Genomic DNA, 20,509 nt, shown 5'->3' on the forward strand with positions numbered 1-20,509 from the left:
ATGGAAAAAAATCATGCCGGCTTTGGCCACTCACACGCCAAAGCCATTCTCATCGGCGACCATGCCGTTGTTTACCAACAACCGGCCGTTGCCATCCCCCTGTTAAATCTCGAAGTGACCGCCAGTGTGCAAGCGATTGCTAGCGGCCAAACGGTTATTTTAGGTGACCAAGCCTTTGACATTGCCAACCTTGGTGCTGATTTAGAAGGCTTACGCCAGTTAATAGTTGCCTTACTGGCCAACCTCGTCGAACCTGACCAGCCCTTCTTATTAGAGGTGCAATCACTCATCCCCCAAGAGCGGGGCTTTGGTGCTTCAGCCGCCCTGGCAACTGCCATTACCCGGGCCTTCTTTGATTGGACCGGGCAAAGCTTGAGCCAGGACCAACTGAATTTTTATACGAATTTAGCTGAAAGTATTTCCCACGGTTCACCTTCCGGCATTGATGCGGCCACAGTCTCGGCCGTTGAGCCCGTCTGGTTTCATCAGCAACAAATCGATTCCTTCCAGACAAACTTGGAAGCAACCCTTGTCCTTGCAGACACTGGCGTTCGTGGTCAAACTGTTCGAGCCGTTAATATCGTTAAGGACCAGCTCAAGAAAAATTATGAACCAACCTGGGGAGCCATTAACCATCTCGGACAGCTAGCTTTCTTGGTTAAAGAAGCTTTGGCCAATAACGATCCCAAAACTTTGGGCCAGCTCTTTACCGACGCCCACAAGGACCTACAAACCCTTCAAGTTTCACACCCCAAGCTCGATACCCTCGTCAATGCCGCACTAGCGGCAGACGCACTGGGTGCCAAATTAACCGGGTCTGGCATTGGTGGGGCCATGTTTGCTCTGGCAAAAAATAACGACCATGCACAAAAAATTGCGACCGCTCTCAAGCGGGCTGGTGCCAAGGAAACTTGGATTCAACCGCTGTCAGCAGCCCATTAAAAATCAGATTAAGGTCCCTCCTTGCTCAACTGCGTTTTTTCAAAACAAATAAGCACGGACCGTTTTTTAACTACTGATAAACCACTAATAAATTTAAATTTTACCAAGGAAAGCACTGTGACCGATAAAACAACTACTGCCAAAGCGCACACCAATATTGCTCTCATCAAATACTGGGGCAAAAAAGATAAGATACTCAACCTACCAACCACCTCATCATTGTCATTAACCCTGGATGAATTTTACACTGAGACCATGGTTACGGCCGGTAAAGAAGATACGTTGTTGATTAACAACATGATGCAGGACCCAACTCGGATCCACAACTTTCTCGACTTTTTACGTGAGGAAATTGAGGACTTTGGTCCCCTCACGGTTGTTTCCAAGAATACTGTTCCGACAGCTGCGGGTCTCGCCTCTTCGGCTTCATCCTTTGCAGCCTTGACAGCCGCCGTCGCTCGTTACCAAAACTGGGATTTGTCCTTAACTGACCTATCTCGCCTGGCGCGCCGTGGGTCTGGCTCAGCAACCCGGTCATTTTTCCCTGGTTTTGCCGTCTGGCACGAAGGACATGATAACCAGTCTTCTTTTGCCGAGGCATTACCGGCTACTGATTTACCAATTGCCCTGGTGGTTTGTGAAATCGCCGGAACTGTCAAAAAAGTTTCTTCTTCTGACGGCATGCTGCGGGCGATGACTTCACCCAAGTACTCAGAATGGGTTGAACAATCACATGTCCAATTTACGGCCATGCAGGAAGCCATTGCCAATCAGAATTTGCACAAAATTGGCGAACTAGCCGAAGAAAACGCCTTAGCCATGCATGAGTTAAATATTACGGCGACTGACCGGCGCTTCACTTACTTTAACCAAATGACTCTCGATGTTTTGGACTTCGTTAAGGCACTCCGGGTTGAAGGCTTCCTGGCCTATGCCACGATTGATGCCGGACCAAACGTTAAGATTATTACCAACCAAGATCAGGCTGAAACCATCAAAGACAAGCTTCAAGAAAAATTCCGCAAGTTGCGCCTCCAAATCGCAACACCGGGTCCGGGCATTAGCTTTGAAGACTAGAGGACGTCCACTATGAAAACAACCACCGTCAAAATTCCCGGCAAACTTTTTTTAGCCGGCGAATATGCTGTCACCGAACCCGGTCAACCGGCTCTTTTGGCTGCTATTGACCGTGGTTTAACCATTCATGTCGCAGAAACCGACCGCCTCATGCCGGGTTCCTTGGTTGTTCAATCGGACGCCCTGCCAGAACCACTCGTTTTGACCTGGGCTGCCTTAGCTGAACTGACAAAGGAAACAAATAGCTCATTTTTGGGGACTTGGTCCTTTGTCAAGGCGGCTTTGGTCCTTTTCTACCAAGAGCACCTAGACCTTAAACTCACCGAGCAACCTGGTTTATCGTTGACCATTTCCTCGCAAATGGCGGTTGACCACAATAAGCTTGGTTTGGGTTCATCTGCTGCCGTTTCGGTCGCAATCATCAAGGGCTTGGTCGCTTACTTTAATCAAGAAGACAGCCTACAAGCAGTTTTCCGCCAAGCAGCCTTCGCCCACTACTTTATTCAAGGTTCAGGTTCCCTTGGCGATTTAGCATCGGCTACTTTTACCGGTGTGATTTTCTATCAGGCTCCTGACTGGCTGAAGCAAGTGGAAGCAACGACCCTCACCCTAGCTGATTTTTCCAAGCTCGACTGGTCGAAGCTCGCTATTAAGCCGCTTCCTTGGCCCCAAAATTGGCAAATTGGCATCGTTGCCACTTTCCAACCCGCTTCAACAAAAAAAGCGCTCGCCAAGGGCTTTTGGCAGACTGACTTTGCCCGTCAATCAAAAGAAGCTGTGACTCAGGCAGCCCTCGCGATTGAAAACCACGATTACCATGGTTTGCTACAAGGGCTCAAGAACAATCAGGACCTCTTGAAAAAGGCCTTGCCAACCGGCTACCTGACCCCTGCCCTTCGTCAATTTTTAACGCTCTTAGGACAAAGGAGCCTCGCCGGTAAGGTCTCTGGTGCCGGCTATGGCGACAATGGCTTTGTCATCTTTGAGAATGAAACTCAAGGACATGGTTTTCAACAAGCTAGCCAAGGAACCACCCTCCACCTTCTCTTACCAGCACTCTGGCAAGATTCCGTGTTACTGTGAAAGATTTTTAAGATGGCCACTACTCATTCAAACCGTAAAAACGAACACCTGTCGCTTGCAACCAAGTTTTGGCGAGACCAGGAAAACCCAGTAATCGGACCTGGCTTTGACGCTGTCCGTTGGGTTCCAGGACCCCTGAAAAACAGCGCGGTCGCTGACGTTCAAACAACCACTCAGATCCTCGGCGCAGACTTTACCTGGCCCTTTTATATTGAGGCCATGACTGGTGGATCTTCTGCTAGTACCAAGGTTAATGCTGATTTAGCCACCGTTGCCCAAAAAACGGGCTTAGCGATGGCAGTCGGTTCCCAATCCGTGGCCTTAAAGGATAGCAGTCAAGTTGAATCCTACCGGGTTGTTCGGCAAAATCATCCCGAAGGCTTTTTAATTGCCAACCTCGGCGCTGACCACCCCATTCAAAACGTCCAAGCGGCAATAGACATGATTGATGCCAATGCCATCGAGCTCCATGTCAATTTAGGCCAAGAATTGGCCATGGCGGAAGGTGACCGACGCTTTTACTGGATCGACAATTTGGCTACCGTGATTGCTAAATCGTCCGTACCCGTCATCATCAAGGAAGTTGGTTTTGGCATGGGCCCAGACCTCCTGAAACAGCTCTCAGCCCTCAAACCAGCGGCCATTAACGTCGGTGGTGCTAATGGAACAAATTTTGCCCAAATCGAGCAACGCCGTGACCGGCAAAATGAGAACCCTTTAGATCTGAGTCCCTTCGGGCTCAGCACGGTTGAAACACTCTTGGCGGGGCAAAAGGCAGCGATTAATTCACCGTTAATTGCCACAGGTGGAATTCAGACCATTAACGATGTTGTCACCGCCCTGATTTTAGGAGCAAAAACAACCTCATCTGCCGGTCACTTCCTGCAAGTCTTAATGACGGAGAGCCCCTCAGCCTTACAAAAAGAAATCACGAACTGGCAACAGGCCTTACCAGAACTAATGACCCTCTTGGGCGCCAAGACTGTTGCCGATCTCAGTCAAGTTCCACGGCTGTATCGAGCAGACCTACAAAATTTCTCTGACCAGCTTTAACAAAGCCAAACATCCTATTTTCAAGTAAAAAAGAAGTTAGCCACAATATTTTTCGACTAACTTCTTTTTAATTTCATTATCTGTTATGAACAGGCTACCTAACTAATCTTAATTGCTAAATCAGCTAAAATTTGAGAATAGCGAAAACTGTTCAAACGGGCCGTTTAGATAACCCTGGTAGTTTTTCTCGTTAGTTTTAATTTTATTCCTGCACTGGACCCAGATAGCCCATCACTGGTACAATTCGAACAAAAAAGCCCCACCAATAATGGCAGAGCAACTCAGTTATTGCTTTTGTGTGACCAAATCTAGCAAGCGCAAAACATCTGCTTGATTAACCAAGCGATGTTCGGCCACGTTATAAAACATTGGTTGATAACGAGCAATCTGTTGTAAATCATGCTGGTTGGTCGTGCTATATTGCACATCACAGGCATCTTCAATTCCAGCCAACGCTGGGAAATTAGCTGCACTCATAATCGATCCCATCACAGTATCGGCTGATTCATATTGCAAGGCCTCCAGATACTTTAAAACTTCCATTGAACCCCCCTTCAGCCGTTATGCTTATTGAACGGGCTTATTCAGATATTCTTCAACATCGTCCCAGTGAGAAACTTCGTCCTTTACGCCAGTTGCTTCACTACCCTTATGCCAAGCAAAGTTTTGGTACCAGATACTGTGCTTTTCTTGGTTCAATGCCTTAATTTCAGCCATTTCATCAGGTGACAAAACAAAGTCATCAATTTGACTGTTAGCAATAATCCGCTCTTCGTGGGCAGACTTTGGAATCGTGATGGCCCCCATTTGGTAGTCAAAACGTAAAATCACCTGAGCAACTGATTTGGCATGGGCTTGCGCAATCTTTTCGACAACTGGGTTTGCGAGTGCTTCACCACCACCCAATGGTCCCCAGGCTTCCATTGCCATCCCGATTCCGTTCATATAGGTGAAGAGTGATTCTTCTTGAACCAATGGGTTAAATTCCATTTGGTTGACTTGTGGCATCACGGTACCGGCTTCCAACAATTCCTGAATTTTTTCTTCGTTAAAGTTTGAAATTCCAATGGCACGAACTTTGCCTTCACGGTAAAGCTTTTCAACAGCGTGCCAAGTGTCGACATACTTGCCATCAACCGGCCAGTGAATCAACAATAGGTCCAAGTAAGTTAAACGCAATTGCTTCAATTGCTCTTCAAAGACTTTCAAAGTACTTTCATAGCCTTGGTCACCGTTAAAGACCTTGGTGGTAATAAACAAGTCCTTACGATTCAAACGGTTGTCCTTCAAGGCCTGTTGAATCCCATAACCAACACCTGCTTGGTTACCGTACTGCTTAGCTGTATCAATCAGCCGGTAACCATTTTTAATTGCTACCTGGACGGAATCGGCGGCCTCCTTATTAGAAGACTTCCAAACACCGAGACCAAAAACCGGCATTTCAACACCGTTAGCGAGCTTCGTTGTTTCTTGCAAAATTGACTTTTCCATTGAACAAATCCCCTCTTTTTTTTACTTTTGTAACTACCCTTAGTGTAAATCAAAACCACCTCCAGTTTCAAACCGAAGTCAGTAATTCTGACTGCATTCTGCGCAGATGAAGTCTTTTCACTCCAATTCAGCTATGATCATCATTACCAAAGAAGTGGCTGCTTCAATTATCATTTCCCTCACAAAACTGTAAAACGGTAACTGGCTAATTTTTTGACTACCAATGTTTTGGATTCGATCAATTACCGTAATAATCACTTTAAAATCAGCATTCCAAGGGGAATAGTATCATGATAATTTCCGTAACGGATACCTGGCTGTTCCTTTTTCAAGAATGTGCATCAACAGTTGGCCCACCATCAACACCCCCCACTTTGAACAGGACAGTCACACCTTCACTCGTTTCTGATCCTGATGTCATATCATCAACATCAATTCAAAGGATTTTTTATTAAAAAACGTCCATTATTTAATGACCGAGTGTCCAACCGCCATCGAGCGTCACAACCGTGCCATTCATATAACTCGCTTGTGGGCTGGTTAGGTATAGGGTCAAATCAGCGACTTCCTGAGGGTCTGCCCAGCGCTGTGCTGGCGTCTGTTTGGCGACCTCTTGTGCCATCTTTCCCTCACCGGCAAAATCAGCTGCATTCATCGCAGTTTTAATCGCACCTGGAGCAATGGCATTCGCCCTGATGCCGTCTTTGGCATAATCAAAGGCCACCTGCTTCGTTAAACCAATCAGGGCATGTTTTGCCATGGTGTAAGCAGCCCCGCCGCCACCAGCCTGCAGACCGGCGATGGATGCCATATAAACCAAGATACCATGCCCTTGACGAATCATCTTTGGTAAAACAGCTTGTGTTAGAGCAATGGCCGGCTGCAGGTTAATTGAAAGAACTTGATCAATGGTTGCTTGGTCTTGATTTAGCAGTGGTTGAAAGCCATCCAAGACGCCGGCCGTATTCAAGAAGATATCAAAGGCTTCTACCCGCGCTGAAAGCTGATTTACCAAAGCGTCCAGTTCCTCTTTCTGGCCTAAATCCGCCTGAATTTTGGTTAACCGGTCTGACTCATAATCAATTTCTTGCACATCGACCGCCACAACTTCGGCACCAGCAGCTAAATAGGTCTTCATTTGGCAAAAACCGATGCCAGAAGCGGCACCGGTTAGGAATACTTTTTGATTGTGATAATTTTGTTCAATCATTATTTCTTTAAATTAACGACCTTTGACAAGGCGTAGATGACAATTCCACCAACAACCAAGGAAACTAACTCGCCCGGAACTAATGAAACATAGTAAGAGAGCCAGTTAGTCAGTAATGAAGCTGATGATTGAACCGGAGCGAAGGCCCCGTGTGCGTGAATGGCAAAGGCAAACGTAAATTCTGCCGCCAAAATCCCCATTCCAATCGTCAAAACAACAATCGTTGAGATAATAATTTTGACCAATGGCTTTTGTACCTGACGAGTTAGCAAGTAAGTCAACCCGGTCATAATCACTGTCCCCAATGTTCCAAAGACCCAATCAATCCAGCCCAAAGGTGAAACCAGATTGGCAATCAAAACCCCTAAGCCAAGGGCAACAACATAGCGTTTATTCCAAGCTGCTAAATGGTTCAGCCCTTCGGATAAACGTAATTGGACAGGACCAAAGCCGATGGGGGCGACTAGCATTGTGATTGCCGCATAAAGGGCAGCCACAACGGCAGTTAGTGTGAGGCTTAACGCTTTGGAAGTTGATTTTTGGTTAAATTCGTTCATATTGTACTCCTAGTTTTGTTCAAGCGGGATGGTTGATGAACCGCTAATTGTTTGATTAGTGCCAATTTGCCAGCCGGTTAGCTGGCGTTTGACATGAAAAAGATTCGGTAAAATACCGAATCTTATCAAAAATATTCTAACGGATTGATGGGTAAATAAAGTCCTAGTTTTCGTCCATAAAATCCTTTAAGTGCTTTGACCGTGATGGGTGGCGCAACTTACGCAACGCCTTGGCCTCAATCTGACGGATACGTTCGCGGGTAACCCCGAAGACTCGCCCGACTTCTTCCAAAGTCCGTGTCCGTCCGTCTTCCAAACCGAAGCGCAAACGCAAGACGTTTTCTTCACGGTCAGTTAGCGTATCCAAAACAGACTCCAATTGGTCACGAAGCATCTCATAAGCAGCAGAATCTGCTGGCGAAACGGCTTCATTATCCTCAATGAAGTCACCCAAGTGGGAGTCATCCTCTTCACCAATTGGTGTTTCCAATGAAACAGGCTCTTGAGCAATCTTCAAGATTTCGCGAATCTTGTCAGCTGTCAAGTCCATTTCAGCTCCAATTTCTTCAGGGAGTGGTTCACGCCCCAAATCTTGCAGCAATTGGCGCTGAATTCGGATTAACTTATTAATCGTCTCAACCATGTGAACAGGGACTCGGATTGTCCGGGCCTGGTCGGCAATGGCACGTGTAATGGCCTGACGAATCCACCAGGTAGCATAAGTTGAAAACTTAAAGCCCTTAGTGTAATCAAACTTGTCTACAGCCTTCATCAAGCCCATGTTCCCTTCTTGAATCAAGTCCAAGAATTGCATACCACGGCCAACGTAACGCTTAGCGATGGAAACAACCAAACGCAAGTTAGCTTCCGCTAATTCCTGCTTGGCTTCTTCATCCCCAGCTTCAATTCGCTTAGACAATTCAATTTCTTCATCACCTTGCAAAAGGTTAACACGACCGATTTCCTTCAAATACATCCGGACAGGGTCATTAATTTTAATGCCAGAAGTATCTTCAGCGTTATCTAGTTCATCTTTCGATGGCTTGTTTTGCTTGGCTTGCAGAACTTCTGGTGCGGGCTCACCTTTTTCATCAACAATGGCAATACCAGCATCTTCAACCTTTTCCATCAAACGTTCGATGTTTTCAGTATCCAGGTGGAAAGGTTCCGCAATTTTTTCAGACAATTCACGGTATTGAATTTGCTTAGCCGGCTTGTATTCCTTCAATAATTCACGAACAGCCTTGTCATAGGCAGCCGACTTAATTGGGCCAGACTTCTTGGCTGGCTTTTTAACAGGTTGCTTGGCAATTTCAGCCGCCTCTTCAGGCGTCTTACCTTCAGCTAAGGCCAACAGTTCCGCTTTACGAGCTCGACCATGGTAAGCAATATGCTGCTCATCAAGGTAAGCTTTAATTTCGGAAATTTTACTTGAACTTGAAATTTTTGCCATTATATCTCCTATTGCTGGGAATACTTTCTTCTTAGGTTAATAAGCTCTGTCCCTAGTTGAATCAGAGCCATTTCATCGTGCTGATTTTTAGCTAAGGCAATCTTCTTATTTAACGCCTCAACTTGGCTTTCATAAGGAGCCTCTTTCATAATCACACGAAGATAGTCATTAACCGCATCCCGTTGAACTTCTAGTGTACCAAATTCTCGATCGATTGCCATCATTTTTTGGTTTAAATCAGGCTTTTGAACAAAGTCTAAAAAGCTGGCTAAATCAAAACTTTGCTGCCCCTGTTTCATATATGCTTCATACAGCATCATTAACAGTTGATATTCTGGATGGACAAAGGCAAAATCAGGCAACCCCTTGACCACATTCATGGCCACTGGTGACTTAATCATTGCCATTAAGAGTCCCTGCTCTGCCCGCTCCGTCCGGGTTAACCCAGCATTTAAATGCCCAGCTAAATCATCAGCAGAAGCTGTTTTGCTGGTTGGTGCGCCAAGAGCAGCTAACGATTCAAAGCCATCCGAATAATCCGGTTGCCATGCAGCATCCGCCCAGCTATTCTGATCAGTTTCAGGCTTTGGCCACTGCTTCTTTGATGGCGCCTGTTGAACAGCCTGTATCGGTCGATGAGCAATAAACTCCTGGAACTCTTGCCGGAGTGCCGCAAGGTCAGACCCATATTCTTCACTGAACTGCCGTAAAAAATAATCCTGTTCAACCGGACTTGCTGCAGCCAAAATCGGCCATGTCTCCTTTAAGAAATCGAGATACTGAGACTGATTTTCCAGGTTTTTACCATTTTTAGCTGCTTGAATCAAAAATTCAGTCGGTGTCAAAACGCTGTGGCCAAGATCTTGCTTTAAGACCTCTAACCCCTGGTCACGCCGGACCTCATCAGGGTCACGGCCATCCGGTAAAGAAACAACCCCAATTTCAACTTGAGGGGCAACTTGACGAATTAACGGTATCGAACGTTTAGCTGCCTTTTGGCCAGCCGCATCACCATCATAGACCAAGAGAATTTTATCCGTGATTTTACTTAAATCAGTCACATGGTGCTCGGTTAACGCCGTTCCCATTGTGGCAACGGCACCAGTTGCCCCTGCCAGAGCGGCCGAAATCACATCCATAAATCCTTCAAAAATCATGGCCGGTTGACCAGATCGAATAGCCGGTTTGGCTTGATCAAAATTATACAGCAAGTCTCCCTTATTAAAAAAGGGCGACTCTGGTGAGTTCATATACTTAGCTGGGTTATTCGGATCGAGTGACCGGCCCGAAAAGCCCCGAACCTGACCTCTAACATCCTTAATTGGCCAAACAATTCGATTATTAAAGCGGTCGCGGCTGATTTCACCATCCTGATCAATAAATAATTGACTTTCTAAGAGGAGCTTATCAGCCAAATTATGTTCCTTGGCATAAGCCAATAACACATTGTTCGCTGGGACAAAACCCAACCCATACCGTTTGATCGTCTCATCATCGAGCTGACGGTCATCATGCAGGTAAGCCAAAGCCTGTTCACCCGCTGTTGTATTTAACAGAATATGCGTATACAATCGCTCGGCGTTTTGATATAAATCGAAAATCGCGGCAAACTGTTCTTTTCGCGCCGACGGCTGACCCTGGTACTTATCTAAACCAGATAAGTTAAGATCCTTCGCCAAGGATAGGACAGCTTCCGGATAGCTATAACCATCTTTTTCCATTAAAAAAGAAAAAACGGTTCCCGAGCGTCCACAGGAGAAACAATGAAAAACCTGCTTTTTATCATCAACAAAGAGTGAAGGGCGCCGATCCTCGTGAAATGGGCAAGACCCGTTCCATTCGCGACCGCGCTTCACTAACTGGGTATAATTTTGAATGACATCGACGATGTTGGTTTGCGACCGAACTTCATCGATTACACTTTGTGGAATCCGTTCTGCCATAAGCCTCCTTCAAACTGGCAACTACGCCAGTCCGCACTTCTACCCAATACAATGTTGTCTACTATTATAGGAAGATTTCGAGTATTTGTCAAAGTTTTTTGTTCAAAAAAAGACCAGTTTAGCCCCCGGTCTTCCTAGCTGTGACACAGGATTCACTGGATTAAATCAGCATTGATTTTCTCGTACCATTAGTGTTGACAGCCAAAAGTTTTCTTACTTGCCAAGCCACACGAGAGCATGATCGGGTTATAGCTATCAACATTTTTTCGCCAAAATAAATTAACCAGTCTTTGTGTGTTAAAGCGGTTGGCCATATAATACAAGCTTTTGTTTCACTAATCGATCACTAGCCGGAATAAAAAACGGTACCAGCAGTCCTGCTAAACCCCGAACGATATATTATTGATCGACCATTTGAATTTGCTTAACAGCTTGAAAAGCATTAGGCAGGCCTTTTTTAAAATTTGATTTTTAACATTGAGCGCTCCAGTGCCTAAAATAACCAGACTGCTCCTTTGATTAAGAGGACAAAAAAGTGTCCAGAAACTACTAGCAGTTGTCGCTAGCACCATACCTTCCGACCATCCCCCTGCTGATTGGTCGTGAATCAGCAGGGCCTCTTTTACCATACACTCCGGTCTGATCACAACAAAAAACCATCTTCACATAATGTGAGGACGGTTAACAAAGCAATTTTGCAAATTAATGCAAAACCGTAATCAAGAGGCCACCTAAGATCAAGATGATAGCGCCACCGATTCGGTTACCCATTTGGGCGAAGGCAATCAAGCCCATCCGGTCAGAAGCTGACAACACAGCAACGTTTCCGGTTCCACCCATTGAGTTGTTAATCATACCGGCTGAAACTGCTGATTCAACTGGGTACAAGCCAAAGAGCTTACCCAAAAGACCACCCGCAATTCCAATCGTTACGACTGAAACTAAAGCACAAACAACCAACTGCCATGACAAAGTGGCCAGCAACTTGTTCATATCCACCAAAGCTAATCCGATACCAGCCAACAAAGCTTGTGTTGTTGTCGAAACGATCAGATTTCCAAACATCACGGCTGATTCTTCGTAAAACTTAGGAACTAAGTTCAAAGCCTTGGCGACAATAACTGCTAAGATCAAAAATGCGAAAGCGTTAATACTTGGTACCAAAGCGTGTAACAAAGTACCAACCATGTAAAATGACAACGCCACCATCATTCCAACTAACATTTGTGAGTAGTTGAGGGCTGGGGCATCATTTTTCTTGTCGGCGGCCATGTCACCTGCTGTTTTCAACAATTGACCTTGACCATTCATCTTTGACTTGGCGGTAAACTTAACCAACAATGACGAACCGATAATGGCCATCAAGTTTGCCAGAACAACGGCTGGGAACAATTGGTTCAAGATTGTACCGGCTGAAACATGAAGGGCTGACCCATAAATGTTTGACAGTGGCACAATCCCGGCTCCAATTCCACCGGCCATCATTGGGAAGGCAACGTACAACGCTGTGTGATTAAAGCCAAGACCGAGCAATTGCCCAACAAAGCTAACCACAAAGAATGAAATAATCATTGCCCCAAAGGCTACTGGTAAGAAACGCACAGCTGATTTCAACAACAACTTACGGTCCATCTTCAAAATGGCTGAGGTAATCAAAGCCACGATATAGAACTCCAAGAAGTTGACATCAGAGACAAAGGTATGAATACTTGTTACGGCTTCCTTAGGCACAATCCCTGTACCGGCTAAGATCGAACCGGCAACAACGGCGAAGGCTGACCCTCCACCAAGGTATGAGCGCATGATTGGTAGGTTGTTTCCAACATAGAAGAAAACACCACCAAGCATAACTAAGGAAAACATCGCGCCAGCAATGTTATTTGGCAACAAACGTAGGCTCAAGACGGCTACCAACAAAATAGCCATCAGGATAAAGGCAACACCGCCAATACCCGCTACTTGAAACTTGCTTTCGATTTTTGAAAAGATTCCGGTGCCTTGCGACGCCTGTGATTCTTCAGACATTATAATCTCCTTTAGCAAAGCAACTTTTTAATAATACCACTCTTTAATTCAGATTTAAATAAAAAATGTATGTTTTTTTCACAAAAAAAGCAAACATAAGATTTGATTAGATTTGATTAGATTTATTTTAAATTATTAAGCAAAAACCGTAATAAAAAACCCAGCAATGACCAAAACGATGGCACCACCAATTCGATTTCCCATCTGTGCAAACGCAATCAAATTCATCCGGTTAGCGGCCGAAAGAACTGCAACATTACCGGTTCCGCCCATTGAATTGTTAACCAAACCAGCAGTTACAGCCGACTCAACTGGGTAGAGACCAAAGATTTTACCTAGGTAGCCCCCTGCTAATGCAATCGTTACGACTGAAACAATCACACAGATGGCCAATTGCCAAGTCACCGTCTTTAGTAAGGCGGACAAATCAAGTAAGGCCAATCCAACACCAGCCAATAATGCCTTGGTCAGTGTCTGCACAATTAGTTGACCAAAGAGGACTGCAGACTGTTCATAGTAAGTTGGTACCAAGTTACTAGCCTTAGCAGCAATTGCCACCAAAATCAGAAAGGCAAAGGCGTTGACGCTGGGCAGCAAATGGTGGAGCATCAAACCAATTAAATAGAAAGCCATGGCCACCATCATCCCCACCAATAGTCGGTTAAATTCAATTTTATTGGTCAGCGTCTCGGTAGATCGCATCTCACCCGGTGTCTTTAATAGATCGCCATGACCATTCCAAGTAGATTGCTCGGTATTTTTAACTAAGAGACCGGCACCGATAATAGCCAGCAAATTCGATAACACGAGGACTGGGAAAAGCTGCGATAAGATGGGACCGGCTGGTATTCCCAGCGCAGAACCATAAATGGTCGATAGCGGCACAATGCCAGCTCCCACACCACCGGCCATGACCGGGAAGGAAATATAGAGCGACGTATGCACGAATCCTAACCCTAATAACTGCCCCACCAGGCCAACGACGAAGAAATTAACGACCATTGCCAAGAAGGCAACTGGTAAAAACCGTACCGCTGATTTTAATAATAGTTGTCGGTCCATTTTTAAGATAGCCGAAATAATCAGCGACACAATATAAAATTCCAAAAAATTGGAGGTCGAAATAAAGTTGTGCACTGTGCCAATCGCGCTATTCGGTACCAAACCCAAGCCAGCGATAATAGCTGCGCCCACAGTGGCAAAAACCGATCCACCACCCAAATAGGACTTAAAAATTGGCAAATGACTACCAAGGTAGTACAGGGCGCCACCGAAAATAACCAGAGTGAACAGTGCCCCGCCCATATTATCGGGTAAGACATCCATCCAAAGAACCACAAATAATAAAAGGGTCATCAAAAAGAATGCTGTTCCCCCTAAACCAACGATTTTCAGCTTGGCTTCGAAATTCGAAAAGAAGCTGATAGCACCAAACGGTTGTCTATCTTTCTTCATCTACATTCTCCTGCAACAATGGCATCTGTTATCGTATCTAGAGGTATTTTATCATAATTTTATAAATTTAATCAATAAATTCAAAAAATACTTGATTAAATTCTTCAGGAATTTCTAAATGAGGCAAATGACCTGCTTTTTGGATAATTTTTAAATAAGACTGATGGTTCAATAGCTTTTCGAAATCATGGTAATAACCGATTTTACATAAAGGCGAAGCCCCACCAGCAACAAAAAGTGTTTTCAACGTACAATCAGCTAGGTCCTGGCGCCAATCTTCCAGCAAGTGGTTTTTCATCAAAGGATAGGCCAAATCAAAATCGAAAGGATTTTTCAGCTTATCTTCTTTCAACAAAGCTTTAAATTCTGGCGCAACCGGCACAGCGGTCAAGTGTTGTTTAATAAAGGTTTTAGACACTGTTCCAAAAGTCGACCAAGTCAGATTGCGGATGCCGGCCGTCCAGTTTCCTTCGTTGAGCAGCTTGGGGCTTTCATCAACAATAACCAACTGTTTCAACTTTTCTTGTCCAAATAGCGACAGATAGGCCCAAATAACCGATCCACCCATCGAGTGGCCAACCAAAGTCACTTGATCAATTTTTAATAATTCAAAGAGTTCCTGTAGATCAGCCGCTAGGCGAGAAACACGCAAGTTTTTCGTTGTTCGTTCCGATTGCCCGTGTGACCGCCAGTCCATGGTCACGACCCGGTAACCACGCGCTGTTAATCCTGGAATTTGATAAGACCATTCGGCTTGAATGCCTGAAAATCCCGACAGTAAAACTGCAACGGGACCAACCCCCGCTCGATCAGTGTAATTAATTTGAACACCATCACTCGTTGTAAAAAAAGCCATTTTCCCACATTCCCCTTTTCTTTTGCTTATGATGACAACAATCCCGATAAGCGACCAATAAAAATAGTTAAGATCAGGTAATCTGCCGCCCCACCAATGCTCAAATTTTGTTCAATCATCGTTTGATTCAACGTCGTTAAGTATTTTTGACCGGCTGCTGTCTCAGCACCACCCAGGGTGAAAAATTCATCGACCCAGTCTTGCATTTGTTGAACAATTGCTTTCGTCTTGGCACGTTTAATCAGCGTCGAATCCTGTATTGCCCCCGCCAGTGCCATTAGCGTATCCAAAAGACGATTTGTCATGGAGCCCGGCCGGTCCCGTAATGTCGGCAGACCAACCTGTGCTAACGCTTTCAGGCCGGCAGCAACCTCACCCCGAACTCCTGTTAACTGGTAAGTCCGGTATTGGTAGGAGCCAGCTGTTTCTGCTTGCCGGTCACTGGGGTGCGGGCTGACCAGGTCATTTTCTAAGATATTGGCGCTGATTTTTCGAACAAAATGTAAGACCTTGTGCAAGGTCGTTGCTTCTTTACCTTGAATTGCCAAGCCATAAGCGGCAATGAGAATCCCCAACGTAAAAATCGCACCCTTATGCGTATTCACCCCGTTTGTGGCCAGATACATGGCCTGTTCGGCTTCAACACCTGCTGGGCGCAGAAGCTTTAACAAATCGATTGCCTCCGCCTGACTACAGTCTTGTCCCAATTGAAAAGCCCGCTCAAAGTATGGCCTTAGTGCTACGGCTGAATCAACAAAGGTCATTACCGTCATGTCGTGATGGGCCCCGGCTGAAAGCGGGTCAACCAAACCTGGCTTTGGTGCTAAAACAACTTCTTGCAAACAAGCAGCAAGCGCTGCATCCGCCACAAAATCTTGCGACCATTTTGGCAAGATTAAATCAGTCACAAAATAATTTCTATACAACTGATTGCTAGCAGCCTGAACAGCAGCAAGCGAGTGATGCCCTTTTTTAGCGCAGACCTTGGCATCGTCATCACAAACCAGACAAGGCCGAGGAGATAAACCAAGGTCTCGGCGTGAAAATTGGTAGCTTTCCGCCGAATCAATCATAACATCACAATCAAACAAACGGCCAAGAGCAAAGTTGTCCTCGAAGTGCACCAACTTCTGCTTCCATTTTTTTAGCTGGCCGTCTAGAACCAAAAAGGCCTCCGGACCGGTTATGCGCTGTTCATCCACATAAACTTTTTTAATGGCAGCATCCGCGCAAGCCCGCTGAATGACCTGCCAGCCAGCCATAAAAACTTGCTGAATCTTTGGACTATTTTTAATTGGGCCGGCGATATTTAGCTTCACCGCCAAAACAACCTGGTCAGGAAAATCAATCGCCAATTGTTGCTGTACGGCTGACCGCCACTCGCGATTAGTTAAAACTTGGTCTAAGGTAACTGCCTGACCATCGGCAAACAATTCAAGCATCTTCTTTCCTTCCAAACTGATTTCTATTGTCTATTCTAACAAAAACAACAAGCACCGACTGCAATAGAAAAGAGGGCCGGTTTCCCAGCCCTCGAATCTAACTGTTAATCTTGCACTTCCTTAATAACATCAATTAAAGTGCCATCACGATATTCAGCCAAGGCTACCACCCGGTCTTCGAAGGCCAGTGGCTTAGGTCGACCAACCAATTTCTCCGCGCGTTGTTGCAGCTCTTCAATTGAATAGATTGGCAGACCCGGCACCTTTGCCAGAGCGTCCTTTAAATCCTGACGTTTTGGATTAATCGCAACGCCAATTTCAGTCACCAAAACATCAATTGAATCACCCGGTGTAATCACCGTAGTGACCGCTGGAACGACCGTGGCAATCCGACCGCGGACCAAGGGAGCGGAGATAATCGTCAACTTAGCCGTTGCCGCATCCTGATGGCCACCGATTGCTCCGCGGATGACGCCATCGGAGCCTGACATCACGTTCACGTTAAAATCAGTGTCGATTTCCAAGGCTGAAAGGATAGCCACATCCAACTTATCAACCATGGCGCCCTTGTTAGCCGGGTCAGCATACCATGATGCATCGATTTCCTGCTGATTAGGGCTCTCTCGCATCGAGAAAGCAGCCCCCTTGTCAAAGTCTTGAACGTCCATAACTTTAGCAACTAGGCCCTCTTGCAAGAGGTCAACCGTTGGCTTGGTAATGCCACCCAGAGCAAAGGATGCCTTAATTTGCTTTTCAAGCATTGACTGACGCAAAAAACGGGTCACGGCCAGCGCCGCTCCACCAGAACCAGTCTGAAAAGAAAAGCCATCTTGGAAATATGGTGAGTGTGTGATAACTTCGTTCACCATTTTAGCAATTTGCAGTTCCTTTGGGTCCTTGGTAAAGCGGGTCGCCCCAGAACCAATCTTATCGGGGTCACCAACCTTGTCCACCTTGACCACATAATCAACCTGCGTTTGCTGAATGGAGGCCGGGGTATTGGGATAAGGCTTTAAATCATCTGTGATCAAAACTAATTTATTGGCATAACGGGCATCCATCAGGGCATAACCCAAAGAACCAAAGGCAGTTTCCCCATCCATTCCATTGGCATTCCCCATTTCATCAGCATTCGGCACACCTAAAAAGGCAACGTCGATTTGAATGTCACCGGACTCAATTGCCCGTGCTCGGTTTCCGTGTGAGCGGAAAATCACAGGATTTTTAAGGGCGCCGTGGGAAATGGCATTCCCCAAAGTCCCCCGCATCCCAGAAGAAGTAATATTGGTGACCACACCCTTCTCGATTGCTTCCACCACAATATCATTCATCACATTCGTCAATGATGAAGGGGCTAACGAAAGATTTTGATAACCGCCATCAATAATTTCGCGCATCACCATATTAAAGACAAAGTCACCTTCACGAAAATGGTGATGAAAAGAAATTGTCATGCCATCATGAACAGTATCATGGACAACCTGGTGAATTGAATCAACAACCTTACTAGGGCCAGTCTGCGCTTGCACCTTTGGTGCCACCCTTTGAATTGTTGGATGACCAAAGTCAACTGATTCAAAACCACCATCATGGTATTGGTTCAAAATTTCATCTGGAATTTCACGCTGAACTTTATTCTTCAATGTTATTTCCCTCCTGATCAACAAGGTGGTTTGCCTGCGCCAACGCCATTACTCGTTTTGCCCGTAACGCAACCGGTCGGTCAACCATCTGACCGTTAATGGCGATCACACCTGATCCCTTTTGTCGGGCAGCCTTAATGGCCATAATCACATTTTGTGCGTTAGCAATTTCCTTTTGACTTGGTTGATAAACTTGGTTCACTAAAGGAATCTGCCGCGGATTAATCACTGATTTGCCATCAAAACCAAGCTGATGAATCAGCTTGGTTTCCCGGATAAAGCCTTCCTCATCATCTAAGTTCGTAAAGACTGTATCAAAAGCTGCAATCCCTGCTGATCGAGCGGCATGCAAAATAACATTGCGGGCGTACAATAATTCTTGGCCATCCGGATAGCGGTGGGTCTTCATATCAGTCGTATAATCTTCGGCAGACAGTGCAATCCCAATCATTCGATCAGAAGCAGCAGCAATTTCATTGGCATTGACAACCCCCTTGGCCGATTCAATTGCGGCCATCAAGTTCGTCGAGCCAACTTCTTTGCCAAATTCCTGTTCTGCCGCCGCTACCAAGTTTTCAAGTTCTTGGACCATCTCAGCCGATTCCGTTTTTGGCAGACGAATCACGTCAATGCCGGCCTTGACCATCGCTTTAATGTCGTTTTGATAAAAGGGGGTATCCAAACCGTTGATGCGGACAACTCGTTCAGCATCACCGTAATCAAAACGGGATAATGCCTCATAAACTAGGTAACGGGCAGCATCTTTTTCAGGCAGTGAAACCGCGTCCTCCAAATCAAACATAATCGAGTCCGCCCCAAAGATTCCGGCATCCTTGATTAATCCCGGATTATTACCAGGAACGAACATCATGGTTCTTCGTAAACGTTCACTTGTAACCATTAGAGCACCTCCCACTGTGGCTGGTCAACTTGGTTCAAAGCCCGTTGGCAAACAGTAATCGCCCGCGCTTTAATAACAGGATCTAAAGCCCCCTGGTCAACGACCTTAATGACAGCATTTTGAATATCATAGGCAGCAAACACTGCTTCAATTGTTGCTTGAATTTGATCTCCAAATTGCTTGGCGACAGCTGAAACCAAGTCAAATTCCAGGCCATTCGTGCCTTGACTGACCACGATTTGAACATCCGAAGATTCGAGCGTTCCTGCTAAGGCAGTTTTCTTAATTTCCATCGATTTTTTGTCCTTTCTTGATTCTTGCTTGTAAGTCGGTAAGGTGATTTTCGATAAAAGAGACACTCGACGCTGGTAACATATCAACTACCTCCTGAACCCGTCCAGCTGCAATCGCCTTTCTTACTGTTCGGGCACTAATGACTTGCTGACTACCTGCCGGTTCCAGCATTCTAGGCACCAGCACAAGTTGAACTTCTGGCGGCAAGACTTCTTCTAACGCCTGGTTATATTGACCCGTTGTTTGCGATAACGGTTCCGTGCCAACATAACGGCTTGTGATGGCCAGTGGTTTGGCAATTTGTTCTTTAAACAAAGTGGCATCGAGCCGAGTTTGATAAAAAACCCGCTGACTATCGTCTTTTAGAAAATAAGCCGGAAAAGATAGACTGGAGACCATGTAGGGGCCACCGGTTGCTACCACAATATTAGTTAAATCGCTCGTCCCTTCTTGAACTAAGCCCAATCGTTCTTCAGTCGTGAACAATGATTGGTCTTCCTTAACCACAAAAACATACACGAAGTCATTCTGCTGCGCCGCTTTTTCGATCAAGTACCGGTGTCCCTTGGTAAACGGATTGGCATTCAAAACAACCGCTGCTACCCGCATTGCTGAGGCTGGTTTTTTAGGTAGTGCTGCCCGAAAACTAGCGACATTGGGTAAGCCCTTTTCTAAAATCAGACCCGTATTCGTCTTCGCCAAAGTCGTAAAGCCAACATGGACAAAGCTTTGTTCATATTCCACTTTGGTGAAAACAAATAAATGAAAGATTCCTTCTTGCGCTAAAGTCGTTTCTAACATTGAAACCAAGCGATTAAACCGAGCTCCCTTGGAGGCACCAGCCGTCGAAACGGCCAAATATTTTAGCGTCTGCCCAGCAATCGAGCCAGTTCCAACCATTTGTTCTTGGTCATCATAGATTGCAAAGGTTTGATCGAGTCCAGCCAATTCTTGGTTGGAAAAGTTATCAAGGCCTTGACTGGTCAAAAACTGTTGCCAAGCTTTTTTCGTAGCTGGATTAGTCAAATAAATTTGTTGAATATTTTCCACGATTGTCGCCCCACCTTTTTCCCTGAGCTTGCTA

At 45.6% G+C, this 20,509-nt stretch carries 18 protein-coding genes; 4 read left to right on the plus strand and 14 right to left on the minus strand.

From position 1 onward, the window contains the following. The 4 genes from mvk to fni all read left to right on the plus strand — a co-directional run bounded on the left by mvk (position 1) and on the right by fni (position 4,155). Complete coding sequence (mvk, locus tag ACSYSR_RS00660) at positions 1–942, plus strand: mevalonate kinase (RefSeq protein WP_489816422.1); 942 nt, start codon at positions 1–3, stop codon at positions 940–942. Positions 943–1,059: 117 nt separating this feature from the next. Continuing rightward, the gene (gene mvaD / locus ACSYSR_RS00665) at positions 1,060–2,019 is read left to right on the plus strand and encodes a diphosphomevalonate decarboxylase (protein ID WP_489816421.1); all 960 of its coding nucleotides are present in this window, start codon (positions 1,060–1,062) and stop codon (positions 2,017–2,019) included. Between the two features lie 12 nt (positions 2,020–2,031). Beyond that, positions 2,032–3,102 (plus strand): phosphomevalonate kinase, encoded by a 1,071-nt coding sequence (locus tag ACSYSR_RS00670; protein WP_489816420.1) that lies wholly within the window; start codon positions 2,032–2,034, stop codon positions 3,100–3,102. Between the two features lie 12 nt (positions 3,103–3,114). Then, positions 3,115–4,155 carry a type 2 isopentenyl-diphosphate Delta-isomerase gene (gene fni / locus ACSYSR_RS00675; RefSeq protein WP_489816419.1) on the plus strand — a complete coding sequence of 347 codons (1,041 nt, stop codon included), beginning with the start codon at positions 3,115–3,117 and terminating at the stop codon, positions 4,153–4,155. Between the two features lie 285 nt (positions 4,156–4,440). Here fni and ACSYSR_RS00680 read toward each other — a convergent pair whose 3' ends face one another. The 14 genes from ACSYSR_RS00680 to citC all read right to left on the minus strand — a co-directional run bounded on the left by ACSYSR_RS00680 (position 4,441) and on the right by citC (position 20,478). Continuing rightward, positions 4,441–4,698: a hypothetical protein gene (locus tag ACSYSR_RS00680; RefSeq protein WP_252774096.1), complete on the minus strand. Its 258-nt coding sequence runs from the start codon at positions 4,696–4,698 to the stop codon at positions 4,441–4,443. 24 nt (positions 4,699–4,722) lie between these two features. Next, the gene (locus tag ACSYSR_RS00685; RefSeq protein WP_489816418.1) at positions 4,723–5,646 is read right to left on the minus strand and encodes an aldo/keto reductase; all 924 of its coding nucleotides are present in this window, start codon (positions 5,644–5,646) and stop codon (positions 4,723–4,725) included. 469 nt (positions 5,647–6,115) lie between these two features. Beyond that, positions 6,116–6,856, minus strand: a complete 741-nt coding sequence (locus ACSYSR_RS00690) for a 3-oxoacyl-ACP reductase (protein ID WP_489816417.1) — start codon at positions 6,854–6,856, stop codon at positions 6,116–6,118. Continuing rightward, on the minus strand, positions 6,856–7,413 hold the full coding sequence (locus ACSYSR_RS00695) for a QueT transporter family protein (protein ID WP_489816416.1): 558 nt from the start codon (positions 7,411–7,413) through the stop codon (positions 6,856–6,858). The genes ACSYSR_RS00690 and ACSYSR_RS00695 overlap by 1 nt, the downstream gene beginning before the upstream one ends. Positions 7,414–7,576: 163 nt before the next feature. Then, positions 7,577–8,866, minus strand: coding sequence for an RNA polymerase sigma factor RpoD (gene rpoD, locus ACSYSR_RS00700; protein WP_181014002.1), 1,290 nt, complete (start codon positions 8,864–8,866; stop codon positions 7,577–7,579). Positions 8,867–8,874: 8 nt separating this feature from the next. Next, positions 8,875–10,809 carry a DNA primase gene (gene dnaG, locus ACSYSR_RS00705; protein ID WP_489816415.1) on the minus strand — a complete coding sequence of 645 codons (1,935 nt, stop codon included), beginning with the start codon at positions 10,807–10,809 and terminating at the stop codon, positions 8,875–8,877. Positions 10,810–11,511: 702 nt separating this feature from the next. Next, on the minus strand, positions 11,512–12,834 hold the full coding sequence (locus tag ACSYSR_RS00710) for a 2-hydroxycarboxylate transporter family protein (RefSeq protein WP_489816414.1): 1,323 nt from the start codon (positions 12,832–12,834) through the stop codon (positions 11,512–11,514). A gap of 135 nt (positions 12,835–12,969) precedes the next feature. Further along, positions 12,970–14,289 (minus strand): 2-hydroxycarboxylate transporter family protein, encoded by a 1,320-nt coding sequence (locus tag ACSYSR_RS00715; RefSeq protein WP_489816413.1) that lies wholly within the window; start codon positions 14,287–14,289, stop codon positions 12,970–12,972. Positions 14,290–14,356: 67 nt separating this feature from the next. Beyond that, positions 14,357–15,145, minus strand: a complete 789-nt coding sequence (locus ACSYSR_RS00720; protein WP_489816412.1) for an alpha/beta fold hydrolase — start codon at positions 15,143–15,145, stop codon at positions 14,357–14,359. Between the two features lie 26 nt (positions 15,146–15,171). Further along, positions 15,172–16,587, minus strand: coding sequence for a triphosphoribosyl-dephospho-CoA synthase CitG (gene citG / locus ACSYSR_RS00725; RefSeq protein ID WP_489816411.1), 1,416 nt, complete (start codon positions 16,585–16,587; stop codon positions 15,172–15,174). Positions 16,588–16,691: 104 nt separating this feature from the next. Further along, complete coding sequence (gene citF, locus ACSYSR_RS00730; RefSeq protein ID WP_489816410.1) at positions 16,692–18,230, minus strand: citrate lyase subunit alpha; 1,539 nt, start codon at positions 18,228–18,230, stop codon at positions 16,692–16,694. Next, entirely contained in the window at positions 18,220–19,131 is a 912-nt protein-coding gene (gene citE, locus ACSYSR_RS00735) for a citrate (pro-3S)-lyase subunit beta (protein ID WP_489816409.1), read from the minus strand. Before citE ends, citF begins: the two co-directional genes overlap by 11 nt. Further along, positions 19,131–19,424, minus strand: a complete 294-nt coding sequence (gene citD, locus ACSYSR_RS00740) for a citrate lyase acyl carrier protein (protein ID WP_252774107.1) — start codon at positions 19,422–19,424, stop codon at positions 19,131–19,133. Before citD ends, citE begins: the two co-directional genes overlap by 1 nt. After that, positions 19,414–20,478, minus strand: a complete 1,065-nt coding sequence (gene citC, locus ACSYSR_RS00745; protein WP_489816538.1) for a [citrate (pro-3S)-lyase] ligase — start codon at positions 20,476–20,478, stop codon at positions 19,414–19,416. The genes citD and citC overlap by 11 nt, the downstream gene beginning before the upstream one ends. Positions 20,479–20,509 lie beyond the last annotated feature (31 nt).

The sequence above is a fragment of the Fructobacillus sp. ESL1096 genome, from assembly GCF_058511985.1.